The sequence below is a fragment of the Sphingobacterium haloxyli genome (assembly GCF_002980525.1).
In the GTDB taxonomy this organism is placed as follows: Bacteria; Bacteroidota; Bacteroidia; order Sphingobacteriales; family Sphingobacteriaceae; genus Sphingobacterium; species Sphingobacterium haloxyli.
The window spans coordinates 1-13,888 of sequence record NZ_PVBQ01000020.1 but is presented as its reverse complement, the minus strand read 5'-3'; the positions used below and the strand labels follow the sequence as shown (position 1 = coordinate 13,888).

Sequence of the window (13,888 nt, the reverse complement as noted above, 5' to 3'; positions counted from 1 at the left end):
AAATTATTCGCTAATACTACCATCCCTATTCTTAAACCACACGCCCTCTCGTGTCCAGTCGTTGTTGGCATGCTGGACAGCGCCAATGTAATCTGCTGCGATAAACCAGGGATCCAGTTGCTGTGGATTGAATACGGAAGAGACCGAGCCCACATAGTTATCCAGTGTGATACCGCTCACCACGTCTTCCGTCACATCGTATAAGCCGGATTGGAAAAATATAGATTCCGCTTCCTGTGCATAATTGGTTGCCGACCGGAATGCTCTTACATTGTCCAGCACCATCTCTCCGCCAAGCACCTCTACGGGTAAATCCTCCACACGCACCGCATCGCTCGGAAAATGTGCTACGATCAGGTTACGCAGCTGCCCTATGGCCCCCCTTCTGACCCGCGCTCCCCGCCGAGTGCCATCTGTGGTCCCTTCACCATTGCCGATCAGCGTCACGTTGGCTATCTGGAAGGTCGTTCGCGGACTGGAATCATAGAAACTATCATGGTTCCGTAGTTCGAGCGACCGCGCCTGATTCCAAAAGTTTCTCGGAACCAAGGTGGCCGAAATATTTGTTTGGAACAACCAAAACTGTCCCTTTCCTTGCCAGCCCTCGTCTGCCCATAAGCCATATCCACCGTGATCAATGGCAGCAATGTACCGTAGATTTACACGGCCGCCACGAATACGAAATGCATTGTTCTGACACTGGAATACCTGCACACGGTCAATCCCTGTAGCAGAACCCACACCGAAGAAATTCAAGGCGTGATAATCGTCTTTACCGGCGTACTCTATCCGTACATAGCGCAGGCGGCCAGAACTTTCCGCTGCTGCCGACCCGCCGTAAACAAAGCCATCTTCGACCACGTTGCTCCCACGATTCGTCGGCGCAGCCCCGAATAAAAACAAGCCGCCCCAATCATCGAAGGAAGGATCCTCTCCGCGCAGTACTTTCTCCGAGGTCAGGACAATTGGTGTCGCTGCCGTACCGGTCGCCTGTATCCTACTGCCGCGTGCGATAACCAAACGGGAATTAACAGCGTTGTCAGCACTAGTCCGGAAATAGACCGTGCTGCCGGCGTCGATCGTCAAGGTTCCCCCGTCTTCGACAGCCAGCGTTCCCGCTACCACATATGTTTTTTCTCTTGCGAAGTGAAAATCTCCATTGATTTTTCCTTGAATAACCGACACTTCTTTTCCGGCTACTGTTTCCACCGTTATGGTATATGTCGCATCGACTGAAACGGTAATCGGAAAGCTCGTCGAGCGACCTATCTTATCCGTTAGGGTTACCACAAAATCATATACGGTCCCTAAGGAGGCGTCCGCTGCGACGTTAAACTTGAAATCATAAGAGGCCGATAGTTCATTGTTCGTGTAACTGACTTCATCATATCGCTCTGCCCCCAGATAAACCACAAGCGATTCCAGGCCAGAGGCCGCTTGTACATTCAACGGCACGTTAATAATCTTCCCAGGCTCCTGCACCAGCGTTAGCGCCGTTTCATCCGTCATACTCAAAATCAGTGGTTCAGGAAAGACAAAATCAATTTCCTTATCCGCACAACCCGTCATCAATAGATGGAGTATCACGACCAGGAAATGCAACGATTTATTTTTCATTTTCTTTGTTTTACTTTAATCTTAGTACCTTATCTCCATTTACCGAATGACATAGCCAATTCCCGCACGAGCGGAATAACCGAAGTACGCAACACGCGAAACGTAATCGGATGTACCTTGATAACGTATACTTGGCTCATTCAACAAGTTGATCCATTCTGTAAACAACCGAAAGTTTTTCCAACTATAAGAGGCATTCATATCCAGTTGTGTGCGATGTCGCTGTATGATGTCGCCGTCGGCGTCGCTGGCGATTGAGTTCGCATACGAACCATTATGATTCACTGAGCCTCGGATCGTAAACCGCTTGTAATCGAATGCCAACATAGCATTGAACGTGTGTTCTGCCTGTCCCGGCAAACGTATATCCGATCGGTCCTGCGTATGCGCATTTGAGCTGGCGAACGTATAATTTGCATTGACAGCGAGCCCTTTGGCTATGCCGGGTAAAAAATCGAGCGAACGCGACAGATTTACCTCCACCCCGGCCACCGTTGCCTGTTTACCATTCTGCACCTGCCGAAATTCGAACCCTTGCGTCTCAGGGTATCCAGGAAACGGCTCCGGAAGCGAGTTAATGATGCTGGTAAACTGAAACCGGTCCAGATTTTTGTAGAACACCCCAACAGATAATAGACCGGCATTTGCAAAATAACGTTCAAACATAGCATCTACATTCCATGCAGTTGACGGCTGCAAGTCTGGATTCCCCAGCTGTAGGCGCAACGCATCCACATCGTAGTTGACAAAGGGGACCACATCCACAAAATTTGGTCGTGCATAATTACGCAATACCGAAAAGCGCAGGTTAGACCACTCGTCCAACCCATACTTTAGATGGAGGTGAGGCAAGAAAAAAACATAATCCTTATCCCCTGATATAGGCGAGGCCTCCACGACCGTCCCCGTACGGAATACGTCAAATGCATCGTACCGGACACTGTTAGACTCCAAGCGTAGCCCAGCAAGCACCATTAATCTATCCCTTTGCCAACGCCCCATCGCATATCCTGCGTAGATATCTTCAAAGGCATCATAGGTGTCATTCAGAGACAATCGTTCCGCATCCCAAGCATCACTTCCTTCCGTCAATAGGTATCTGTTTTCGTGTATATAGCTGGTGAACTTCTCCTCGTTGATAAGCGGGCCGAAACGATAATCACGGAACAGAAAATTCGCAGGTTCTTTATTTCCTATTACACGTGTAAAGGCTTCATTTAGATTCAGTACCTCGTTTGGATCCCAGAACGCCAGCACCTGATTATTGCGCAATTTGCTATTCGACTGCGTCCGGTACTTTCCGCCTACCTTTATGGCTAACGGAAAGCCCCATAGCCACGTCTGCTTTGTCAGGTCCGCACGCAGCACGAAGTTGTCTGCGGTCGTATTTTCAGCATCTTCCTCATAACGCCTAAAGTCATTATACAATAGCGGATTGTAGAGGTCCAACTGAGGCTGGGTCGCTTCAAAGACGGGATACGCGTTATAAATATCATTTTCGCCCGCCACACGCAGATCGATATCGTCATAGGAAAAATCGCCCCGGGTCGACGTGAATTTCCGGGAGGAACGTGTATAGGATCCAGCCCAGTCGAGCTGCCACGACCGCATGGTATGATAGCCTTGCACACTCAGGTTATGATTGTTTTTATCCTCGTCCCAAAGGTTAATATCTCTACGCGCGCGTGCACCTGTCGCTTCATTCAGGGAGACCCATTCTGAGCCGCTCCTGTCGAAATCATAACGCTGCCGGTTTTGGACATCGTGGTCGGTCCGCTGGTTGAACATATAGTTAAACACGAGGTGGTTAAAACCGTCCGGTTTATAGTCGAAAGTACCTGTCAGACCGGCACGTTTCCGCTCATTTTCAGTTTTACGAAAGCCATAGTTTTGAGGAAGGACCCAAGTTCCCTCCTGGCCAACAATATCCGCACCACCCCACACCGCATCCAAGCGGTCTTCCGAATTGTTGGAGCTAAAGTAAGAACCGCTCAGCATGACGCCGATCTTCCCTTCGGGAACTTTATCTGTCGCTAAAAAGCGCCGGTCGATACGTAATTTACCGATACCGTTAAGCCCGCCAGAAATATCGTTGTACCCCATCGCACCTTCCGCCTTACCGGTCCATCTCCGTTTATTTGCCGTGGGTGTCCGCAGGTTGACAATTCCGCCCACTGCATCACCATCCAGATCAGGAGTGGGCGCTTTAATGATCTCAATTGACGCCAGCTGATCTGCCGGAATCAGGTCAAGCGCTTCGTTCCGGGAACCACTTTGCTGCACACTGGGCAATTGTTCACCATTGATCTGCACCGTTGTAAAATGTGCAGGCGTACCTCGCAGGGAAATGGTTGAACCCTCCCCTTTATCGCGCTGTATGTTGATCCCCGGAACCCGCTGTAACGCCTCAGCGACATTCAAATCTGGGAAACGGCCGATCACATCGGCGGAAATAATATTCTTGATATTATCTGCATTTCGTTGCTGGTTCAAGGCCTTTTGTTGTCCTTCCAGATTTGCCGAAACCAACACCTCATCTATGACGTTAGCCATGGGTTGTAGACTTATACGGATACCGTTTGCTATCCGTTCAGGTGTCAAGACCACATGCTCTTCCTTATATCCCATGTAAGAGACTTTCAGTCCGATTGTTTTAGCCTGAACCCTCCCAAAAACAAACTGACCGTTTAAATCCGTTGTAACCTCCAACGGCGTCGATTCGATCTGGACGGAGGCCCCCGGTAATGGGTTTCCTGTCCCTGCATCTACAACGAAGCCACGGATACGAAAATCCTGTTGCGCGTGTAACAATACGGGCAAAAACAACAACAGCGCGCAGTATAAAAATAAATTAACGAGGGTGGATTTCTTCACGTTTTTTGTCCTCCTTTACAGAATAAGTTTGTGTACAAAAGTATACGGGAGTCTGTGAAGTCGTGCGGAAAATCGTTACATAAATAGGGTAAAAATGTTACTTCGGTATAATTTAATATCCTGCTGATATTGCGTTAATACGCGCTTAACGCAGCGGTATTAACTCATAATTAGCATTTTGTCCCCTATTGTCTGAGACTACCGCAAGGAAGTCTGTCTCTTTAACGCATGTTTTAAAATGTAATAATAATTATTACATTTAAATATTTATTGTATCTTTGCCCTATGAGTAACACGAGGTTTGCAACGGCTATCCATATTTTGACACTCCTGGCCAAAGCGCCAGGCGAATGGTTAAGTTCCGATTGGATTGCAGGCAGCATCCAGATAAACCCAGCGATTATCCGTAAAGAACTGGGCGTGCTGCAGGATCGGGGCTGGGTGATCAGCAAAAAAGGTAAGGAAGGTGGATCCATGCTGGGTGTACCAAGCAGTGAAATAAGCCTAGCTGATGTTTATCACGCGGTAAAAAGCTCGCACGTGCTGGGAAAAAAAAATCAGAATCCCAATCCCAAATGCCCGGTAGGGAAACTAGTTAACGGCCAGTTAGAGCAGCTCTTTATCGAAACGGACGAATTGCTGTATGCAGCTCTTTCCCACAGGACACTCGAAAATTTTGTGCAACAATTTGAATAAAATTTTTTTCTATATTAATGTAACAATTTTTATTACAATAACTTTAAGAATACAATATGAAAACAGGAATTACCGGAGCTACCGGACAACTAGGTCGTTTGGTAGTAGAACAATTAAAACAACGCTTAGGCGCTGAAAGCCTTGTCGCCTTGGTGCGCTCGCCCGAGAAAGCTGCAGATCTTGGTATTGCGTCAACCGTGTTTGACTACGACAAACCCGAGACATTAGTCGAAGGGTTAAACGGTATCGAACATCTCCTGCTCATTTCCGGAAACGAGGTAGGCCAACGCAAAGTACAACATCAACGTGTTATCGATGCCGCACGTAAGGCCGGTGTTAAATGGATCGTATATACCAGCTTGCTCCATGCAGCTACATCCACGTTGAGTTTGGCAGCAGAACATGTCGAAACCGAAGCACTACTTCAGGCTTCTGGCATCCCCTACACCATCTTAAGAAACGGCTGGTATACCGAAAACTATACAGGCTCGATTCCCGGAGCCTTGCAGGCGGGCGCTTTTGTCGGTAGTGCCGGTGAAGGTCAGATTTCTTCTGCCGCACGCGCCGATTATGCAGAAGCAGCCGCAGTAGTACTGAGCAGCGATGGCCATATCGGCAATGTATACGAACTAGCCGGCGACGAAGCTTATACCCTACAGGATCTTGCAGCCGAAATTAGCAAGCAAACGGGTAAAAACATTCCGTACAATAACCTGCCCGAAGCGGAGTACGCAGGTGTACTCACCTCGCTAGGTCTACCCCAGGGTATCGCAGAAGCAATCGCCAGCTGGGATGTAGGCGCCTCCAAAGGCGATCTATTTAATGATAAGAAAGTCCTGTCCGATCTAATTGGGCGGCCTACCACACCGTTAGCCGAGTCGGTTAAAGCTGCATTGATTTAATGAGCAATAAACAAGGCAGGCTTTCGACACCGTTGTGCGGAAGCCTGCCGCTATTAAAGAATAAAGAAGGTCTTCGGTTTTAGCGGCTCAGGAATTTCTGTATCTTTTAGCAACTGCTTGATATTAATCTCGATATTGCGCGCTATGGCCGTTACAGGTGTATCACTAGGTCGATTGCGGAAAGGATCTTGCAAGTTGTACGCGGTTTTTTCGACAAGAAAAAACAAGGCGGCGATAAGTACCAACAGCGGAATTTCGAAAATTGCGTGAACATCTTGTATCGCAATCGATAACGTTATCAGAAAAAGATAAATAGCTGCATGCAGAAAAAAACGATATGTTACTGGAAATACGGTCGTGTTTATACGTTCTGCCCTGCCCATAGAATCCACAAGGCGCACTAAGGTCTGATCCAGTTGGACCCTGTAAAATTCGGGGATTGCCTGTTTGTCTGCGACTTCCTTTATACGGGCTGCCTGCATCTGGGTTATGGCCAACGGCACATTTTTATGATCTCGAAGCGCATCCTTTTCTACCGACGTGAAGTTCAGTTGTCTGCTCAATGGATTCAGCCCCCGCAGCGAATCGCCTAAGGCGTAACACCACGCGATCTGTTTATAAGCGACGTCCCTAATCACGTCTTCGTATGCGCTGTCCACATAACTTTGAAGTTGTATGACGAGCGAACGAGAATCGTTTACAATTGCGCCCCATATTTTGCGTGCCTCCCACCAGCGTTCATACGACTGACTCATCTTAAAAGACAATAACACCGATATTGCTGTACCTAAAAATGCCGGAACACCCAAAGGCATGTCTGGAAGGCGATCACCCAGAAAATACGTAAAGGCATTGAAGATCAAGCCCACAGTAGCCACTGTGGCCACTTCCCTTTTGATTTTGTTAAGTACATAGCCTAAGGGAACACCAGAAGAATTCAGTATCATACTATGATAAACAAATATATTTTGGATGTGTTTGTCAAAGTTTCCACTTTGCTATCGAAGTCCTTCCCACCATGGTTTGAACTGCTGGCTTCCGTCAGCAGCAATAACACACCCGCAGAACGATATCCCGTAAAATCCAAGAAGTTCCTTGGGGTGGTTACTCCATCTTCGATGTGATTTGTTCTGTCCAATGTCCAATAGTTTCGACATCAGCTCTATCCGCTCTATCGAAGAAAAAATGTTGTTTTACCTCTAAACCACAATAGGTGTAGATACCTTTGTCCGATGTAAGCGAAAGCGCTTTGTCCATTCCCATATCGCTGTACTCGGCGTGCGACTTTCCATGCGTATTAATAATGATGGCTTGTTTGCCGCCAAGCAGGCCTTTTTGAATGCCTTGCTCATATCGATAAGCAAAACCATAGCTGAAAACCCGATCAATGTAACCTTTCAGTATAGCCGGCAGCCCCGTCCACCAGATTGGATGTATAAATGTAATACAATCGGCCCAGACAATGTAATTCTGTTCCATTTTTACATCTTCGTCAACCTTTCCCATGCGCTGTCCTGCTATATCTTGCGATGAAAGAACAGGATTAAAATTCAGCCGGTATAAATCCCGAACCTTTACTTCGTGTCCGTTGTTAGTAAGATGTTCTACCACCACTTGTTTTAGATATCCGTTCAAACTTTGTTGATCTGGATGCGCGTAAATAATTAAGTGTTTCATTTTCTGTTATTTTATAGCAAAATTATTGCATCGCACTTTGCCAAAATTGTAAGAAAACGAAAATTAGATTATAGGATTACATATGTCCTGTTGGATTTTCAGGTATTTTGTTGGGCTGAGGTTAAGATAATGTTTAAAGTCCTTGATCAGGTGGCTTTGGTCGTAATAACCACACGAATTAATGATGGTGAACCAATCTTCTTTTGTCATCTTGGAAGTCATGCTCTCTATGTATTCAACCGCTCTTAAAAACCGTTGGTATCGGTTAATTTCTTTCGCAGAATACCCAAAGTGTTTTTTATGTTTAATCTGGATATTGCGCTCCGTTTGATTGTTGTTACTGGCAACTGCTTTTACCGGATCTAATGATTGTTCCTTACAATCTGCCAATTGTTTTGCAATCGGATCTTGTTCTCGTAAATAGAGGCTGCAAAAATGAAGCATATAACTTACCTGTTGGTGTACATCATCCATTTTGCTAAGTTCATACCACCATGCCGTGAAGCAGTTTTCGTCCAGCAGTTCATCGGGATTTATTAGTAAATTTTTAGCCCAAGCGCTACTACCGAAGAACCGATAAAACGCATCATCTTTAAAGTTGGCGACTAAAATTGTCGATTGTGGCGGCAACGAATAATCAAAAGCCCTTCTAATTGTTCCCAATACAAGGCACTTGTCCACCTCTACTTGCCTATTATTTTTGGATTTAAGCAGTGCTTTCTTTCCAAAACTGAAAATCAACATCGTTTGATAAGAAGGCAATAGCGTTTTTGTTATTGTCTCATTGGTCCGATTTTGGGCAAAATAGAAATGAGAAAATACATTTTCATAGCCTGTCGGAACAGCTATCCGGAAATCTTTATATGTCTCGCCGTGTTGCGTCATTGTACACCTCCCAGCAAAGTTCGTCAATATCGGCGAAATTCCGACATGGCATTATTACCCTACATTAACAAAACACTAACATAGAAGCAGTATATTTGATATGACATCCAGCAACTACACCCTTTGTAGTCTGGTTTAAACATTAAAGAGATGGATAAAAAAGTAATTATTATCACGGGAGCAGCTATGGGACTAGGTCTTGCTGCAGCCCAGGAGTTTGCTGCCAGAGGTGCCAAACAAGTATTGGTAGATTACAATAAAGAAGCGCTTGAAAAAGCAGCAGATGAGATCCGTGCGGAATTTCCTGATGTAGAAATTGTAACCCACGTCGCAGACGTATCCAAAGAAGAAGATGTAAAGGCCTATATTGAGCTTGCCGAATCTACATTTGGCAGGATAGACGGTCTCTACAATAACGCAGGTATCGAAGGCCGTCAGGCTCCGCTTGCCGAATACGATCTTGATGTGTTCCGTAAAGTCGTCGATATTAACCTTATGGGTGTGTACTTTGGCATGCGACATGTTATCCCGGTTATGCAAAAACAAAAGTACGGTCGTATTGTGAATGTAGCCTCTGTAGGCGGTATTCGAGGCGTCGTAAACCAGACGCCCTATGTAGCCACCAAGCACGCCGTAAGTGGTATGACAAAAAATGCGGCCATCGAATACGGAAAAGATGGTATACTGACCAACGCCATTGCTCCAGGCGCCATATTGACGCCCATGGTCGCCGAAGCTTTCAAACAAGTAAATCCTGATAACCCAGAAGCTGCCGAACGCGAATATTCGCAACGTAATCCCACCCGTGCTTTGGGACAGCCAAAAGATGTGGCTAAACTAGTAGCTTTTCTTATCGGTGAAGAAAATGGTTACGTAAATGGACAGACTATTGCTATCGATGGAGGTGAATCCAATCTCTACGGAAATTCGTAGTGAAAGCTAGGCCGCATCAGCAGATACATTGCCCTATATGCCGAAACAAAAAAAACTCCCGAGGCTGCGCCCCGGGAGTTCATGTAAGAGTTAACAAACGGATACGAATTACTGTATAATTTTAAAATTGTGAAATGCCGCCATATTGATTTCCAAAGAAATGCGGTGGTTACCTATTTTGGGGAAATCCGTCGGTTTTTGCAAAATGTGATAGCCATAATACACCCGCACAATCGACGCTGCGCTAAAACCCACTTTTGGAGTAACAAAAAACGAATTATTTGAAAAATCTGTCAGTAGCCCAGCGTCTAAACCGCCAGTTATAAAATACATACTATTACCTACTTCAAATCCCATATCAAAGTTAACTTTGGGTGCAATGCCAAAAGGTTTTATAAAATGCGATTCCACCCCAAACGAAACATCAAATAACTTCTCGGCGCTGTCCCTGTACCAACTGAAGGATGCCAAACCCAAATCAACGCTCCAACTGTTTTGATTTGCGACCCCCAATCTATGTAAAAGCACAAATCCCGATTTAAGGGGACTTCTGCTAGATGTGGTAGCATCTTGATTCTGTGCTTGTGCAAGCGTTGCAAGCAAAAGCATCAAAGGGACTATAAAAAAATGTTTACTGTGCCGCATCATTATAAGTTTAAAAGTAGATGATTAGCTTTATATGATTGAATGACTAAAATACAACAAAGCAAGCTAAATAAAAATCCCCGAAAAGAGGGAATTTTCAACCCCTTTCGGGACATATTTAGCTGCCGGAAAATAGGTAGAATTTCTTATTGCATAGGTTGTTTTTTTTGAATGCGAGTTGATCGATTTTGTTGCCGGAAAAAGAAATTTTCGTACATTTTTGAAAAACTGTATATTTGGCATGCAACTCGCAAAAACAACCGACAATGAAATTAATATATTACGTTTTCGCCATTACATTATGCTTTGCCGCGTGTAGCAAATCACCGCTCACTCCACCACCAACCGAGAAAGAAGAACCAGAACCAGAAAAAGACGGCGACGATGACGATGACAATGAGAACGAATCACCTCAAGAGCTGTACACTATAAAGCAAGGAAGAAATTCTGTTATACGTCATTATACAGCAAGTGACATCAACCAAGATTTATACCTTGGCAGCCTGTGGCATTTGCAGGATACAACCGATAAAGTAATACTCGAGAAACAAAAATTCCCATTTCCGCTTTTTGAATGCGCCTTGTTCTTTGAGGGCCCGGGCATCTTGAGTACAACAGCGATTCCCAGTTTCAAGGCGATGCGGGATTATATCGTCGCGGCGAAACCCGCTATAGGATCGCAGGCGTCAGCAGGGTCTGGGAGCAGCTTTGACGACTACGCACTTATAAAAGGTATTTTGCCCGACAATGTAGATCGTCAGAAGTTCCTTGCGCTAGCGACCGTAAACGACTCTACGGTAATTCGCAAACCCTATTCCTCTTCTTTTAATGGCGAGATAGCTACCCACATGAATATCGATTTTACAGATATGGCCGATAAGATGAGTGACGATGACCGAAAAGCTATGCAGGCGATGAATAAGTCCCTTTATATGGTTTCGTCAGTAGCATACGGCAAAAAGTATGTGATCATGGTAGAAAGCGATTCTGTACGAGGTAGTATCAATTCGGCGTTTCGCAAATTGATTGGACGTGAAAGCTTAGATAAGACAGATGAAGAAACCGTAGCGGCTAGTAAGATGCTGCTATACTATCGTGGCGGCAAGAAGGAAAGCTTGGTCGCAAAAGCTGATGGTAAAGAGGATATTCTAACGTTGATCAATACGTTCCATCAAGAATGGGATGACAAAAATACCCAATACGATTATCCGCTATATTATTACTTGATGAAAGATGCATTTGGCGTAACCCTACGATACGATAACACCTACGAATACCTCGTTAAGAACAAGTAGTTCTACTTGTGGGGCAAGCATTATTTACCCTACTGTAGTCCCTTCCCGTAAGTCTTTATCTGGATGTTGTGTTTTTTGGCATATGGGAATACCAACTCATCTAACCTATCGAGCTTTTTTTCCATAACAGGGTCGTGAACAATATATAGGTTTTCAATAGCGGCATAGATTTCAGCCTCGGGCTTTCCCTCGTCCATCATTGTAGCGATAGTAAGGTATTCATTTTCAAAAACCGTTTTTCCATATTGATAAACTGCCAGCGACGCCGTTATTATTTCTTCGGTGTCTTCCTTTACCGGTAATTTTTCTACTTTTTTCTGGGCTTCGACTAGCGGAGTGATTACATATTGGTTGACGTATTCTACCGCAGTACCTTTGACTACTTCATTGTTGCGGATTACAGTAATATTGTCCTTTGATTTCATTTCCTGCAAATTGCGAAAAAAATTAGGCGAGTAGTGTGATGTGATATTGTTGACATTTAGCCAGGTTTGCGCCACTAGTTTATCGGGTGAAACTCCGTTGCAGGAAAATATGCTTATCACAACGGTAAGAAGCATTATTGTCTTAGCTATATATTTCATGTCTCTATCATTTTAAATCGCTAATACTTTATTATTTTTTTTCGCTGAAATAAATTTCTACAAGCCCATCCTCCGAAACAAATGATTTTTGATAGGCCTCCAATTCTTTTGCTTTAACAGCAAACGTTTCCTGTTCAAAATCGGTACTGTTCAATTGTTCTTTAGGCTTAGCGGTTTTGCTCATTTCTACGCTTTTTGCAATCTGGTAGGTGTCTCCGTTTATTTTCACCACTTTAAAAAAACCAAAACCACCTTCCATTCCGAGTGAATTTCCTTTTTCTTTGTACACTCCTATGCGACCCATATAAATATCACCTTCGTGAACAGTGGATGCTTCAGCCATTCTTTGTTGAAATTTTGCTGCTTTTCCAGGAGCCTGTAAACCTTCGTAAGCAACATACCCCAGTGTGCCAAAGGCGAACAAAAGCAGCAGCCAACCAAAAATGGTTACTTTAATTCGACCTTTTTGCGGAGATATTTTTTCCATTTCGCTTTGGGCAAAAGTTTTCATTTTGTCCGTCCACTTTCTTTTTGGAATAGTTTTTCCGGACGGTATTTCTAAAAATCGAGTAAAAACTTTCTTGTTTTTAACAATCCAAAACGCAGTTCCGGTTTCCCGCTGGAATAAATCGAGTACCATTGGCGTGCCAAGGTTTTTCGGATTTTCCAACTGGTTTGCGTCTATTTGTTTAAGGCCGATGTCTGCTACTCTTATCCACATAATTTTTGTGTTTTATTAGCCAATAAAATTAAACTTGTCTTCAAACATCTTGCCGATAACGGGCAAAGGTTTTTTCACCTCATTAGCGGCATTGATGATCCCGAATATCATCAGGATAAGAAAAATGATGCTGACAGCACTAAGGATTGCAGCCAGAGAAGGTACGACCATCACAACGATGTATATTACGATATTAAAAATAACAGCAATTATCCACAGGCCAAGACCTTGTTTTAAATGATACTTGCTCAGATCATTTCTTTCCTGTTTTCCACCAAAATAGGCGATCAGCCATAAAATGCCAAGGTAGCTTAAAATAGATTGTACTTTCGGAGTCATGATTTGATAATTTTGTTTGAACAAAAATCCGAATAAACAGACAGACAATCATCCATACACCCCGAACAAACCATCTACACCATTTATATTTGTATATACAAAGTATATACAAATAGTACAATTAACTGATAATGAGTGTTTTTTCAATAATTCATACCGACCGATTCGACGGGGTACTATTCGCATATGACCTGCTTTTTTCATTACTTTGTTCTGATTGTAGATAGAAACAGCATGAAAAGAACCTATATAAGATCCAAAGTGGTGAGGCTGGACATATACAGAAATTAATCAAAGAGGAAATGTTGCTGAATTCCGATTTTGAAGACATCAAAATGCAGATACAGAAACTTCATCCGGACTTTTTTAAGCGGCTGAGTGATAAGGCCATTCAAAAACTCACCCTTCTTGATCAGAAATATTGCACTTACCTGTATCTCAAAATGACGACCAAACAAATCGCTCAGGCACTGCATGTTGAACCTCAGAGTGTACGGATGTTTAAGTATCGGTTAAAACAAAAATTTGGGCTGGACAAGGAGGTAGACTTAGAAGATTTTCTGACAAATATTAAGTGATTTAGTGTCAAATAGGGTAGTGTAAATTGAACTGTGTCACATCACTCCTTTTAGGGTTCGTTCTCGGAGGCTGAAAGCCTCGAGTGCGAACCCTAAAAGGAGTTGCCGAAGGCTTTAATCCTATCCCCAAATTTAATATGTA

14 protein-coding genes are annotated in these 13,888 nt (G+C 44.1%); 5 read left to right on the top strand and 9 right to left on the bottom strand.

The genetic code is table 11. The features are described 5' to 3' along the window. Positions 1 to 3: 3 nt before the first annotated feature. Complete coding sequence (locus tag C5745_RS18045; protein ID WP_133166383.1) at positions 4 to 1,617, bottom strand: hypothetical protein; 1,614 nt, start codon at positions 1,615 to 1,617, stop codon at positions 4 to 6. A 39-nt stretch (positions 1,618 to 1,656) separates the two neighbouring features. Then, positions 1,657 to 4,491, bottom strand: coding sequence for a TonB-dependent receptor (locus C5745_RS18040; protein WP_207795844.1), 2,835 nt, complete (start codon positions 4,489 to 4,491; stop codon positions 1,657 to 1,659). A gap of 285 nt (positions 4,492 to 4,776) precedes the next feature. On the opposite strand from C5745_RS18040, the gene C5745_RS18035 reads away from it, so the two are divergent. Further along, positions 4,777 to 5,187 carry an Rrf2 family transcriptional regulator gene (locus tag C5745_RS18035; RefSeq protein ID WP_105718413.1) on the top strand — a complete coding sequence of 137 codons (411 nt, stop codon included), beginning with the start codon at positions 4,777 to 4,779 and terminating at the stop codon, positions 5,185 to 5,187. A gap of 56 nt (positions 5,188 to 5,243) precedes the next feature. Beyond that, positions 5,244 to 6,089, top strand: coding sequence for an SDR family oxidoreductase (locus C5745_RS18030; RefSeq protein WP_105718412.1), 846 nt, complete (start codon positions 5,244 to 5,246; stop codon positions 6,087 to 6,089). 53 nt (positions 6,090 to 6,142) lie between these two features. Here C5745_RS18030 and C5745_RS18025 read toward each other — a convergent pair whose 3' ends face one another. The 3 genes from C5745_RS18025 to C5745_RS18015 form a co-directional block, all read right to left on the bottom strand. Next, on the bottom strand, positions 6,143 to 7,036 hold the full coding sequence (locus C5745_RS18025; RefSeq protein WP_105718411.1) for a bestrophin family protein: 894 nt from the start codon (positions 7,034 to 7,036) through the stop codon (positions 6,143 to 6,145). A gap of 157 nt (positions 7,037 to 7,193) precedes the next feature. Next, positions 7,194 to 7,766 (bottom strand): NAD(P)H-dependent oxidoreductase, encoded by a 573-nt coding sequence (locus C5745_RS18020; protein ID WP_105718410.1) that lies wholly within the window; start codon positions 7,764 to 7,766, stop codon positions 7,194 to 7,196. A gap of 63 nt (positions 7,767 to 7,829) precedes the next feature. Then, complete coding sequence (locus C5745_RS18015) at positions 7,830 to 8,651, bottom strand: helix-turn-helix domain-containing protein (protein ID WP_105718409.1); 822 nt, start codon at positions 8,649 to 8,651, stop codon at positions 7,830 to 7,832. Between the two features lie 150 nt (positions 8,652 to 8,801). Between C5745_RS18015 and C5745_RS18010 the strand changes: the two genes are divergently transcribed. Further along, positions 8,802 to 9,584 carry a glucose 1-dehydrogenase gene (locus tag C5745_RS18010; RefSeq protein WP_243403388.1) on the top strand — a complete coding sequence of 261 codons (783 nt, stop codon included), beginning with the start codon at positions 8,802 to 8,804 and terminating at the stop codon, positions 9,582 to 9,584. A gap of 108 nt (positions 9,585 to 9,692) precedes the next feature. Here the strand turns inward: C5745_RS18010 and C5745_RS18005 are convergent, their stop codons facing one another. Further along, a complete protein-coding gene (locus C5745_RS18005) occupies positions 9,693 to 10,193 on the bottom strand; it encodes a hypothetical protein (protein WP_105718407.1) in 501 nt (166 codons plus the stop codon). A gap of 302 nt (positions 10,194 to 10,495) precedes the next feature. Between C5745_RS18005 and C5745_RS18000 the strand changes: the two genes are divergently transcribed. Then, positions 10,496 to 11,524, top strand: a complete 1,029-nt coding sequence (locus C5745_RS18000) for a hypothetical protein (protein ID WP_105718406.1) — start codon at positions 10,496 to 10,498, stop codon at positions 11,522 to 11,524. Between the two features lie 29 nt (positions 11,525 to 11,553). On the opposite strand, the gene C5745_RS17995 is transcribed toward C5745_RS18000, so the two are convergent. The 3 genes from C5745_RS17995 to C5745_RS17985 are packed head-to-tail and all read right to left on the bottom strand — an operon-like array spanning position 11,554 to position 13,168. Next, the gene (locus C5745_RS17995) at positions 11,554 to 12,108 is read right to left on the bottom strand and encodes a hypothetical protein (RefSeq protein ID WP_105718405.1); all 555 of its coding nucleotides are present in this window, start codon (positions 12,106 to 12,108) and stop codon (positions 11,554 to 11,556) included. 31 nt (positions 12,109 to 12,139) lie between these two features. After that, positions 12,140 to 12,829, bottom strand: coding sequence for a hypothetical protein (locus tag C5745_RS17990; RefSeq protein ID WP_105718404.1), 690 nt, complete (start codon positions 12,827 to 12,829; stop codon positions 12,140 to 12,142). A 15-nt stretch (positions 12,830 to 12,844) separates the two neighbouring features. Next, positions 12,845 to 13,168, bottom strand: coding sequence for an import component protein (locus C5745_RS17985; RefSeq protein WP_105718403.1), 324 nt, complete (start codon positions 13,166 to 13,168; stop codon positions 12,845 to 12,847). A gap of 335 nt (positions 13,169 to 13,503) precedes the next feature. Between C5745_RS17985 and C5745_RS17980 the strand changes: the two genes are divergently transcribed. Then, positions 13,504 to 13,746, top strand: coding sequence for a helix-turn-helix transcriptional regulator (locus C5745_RS17980; RefSeq protein ID WP_133166382.1), 243 nt, complete (start codon positions 13,504 to 13,506; stop codon positions 13,744 to 13,746). The last annotated feature ends 142 nt before the right edge of the window (positions 13,747 to 13,888 follow it).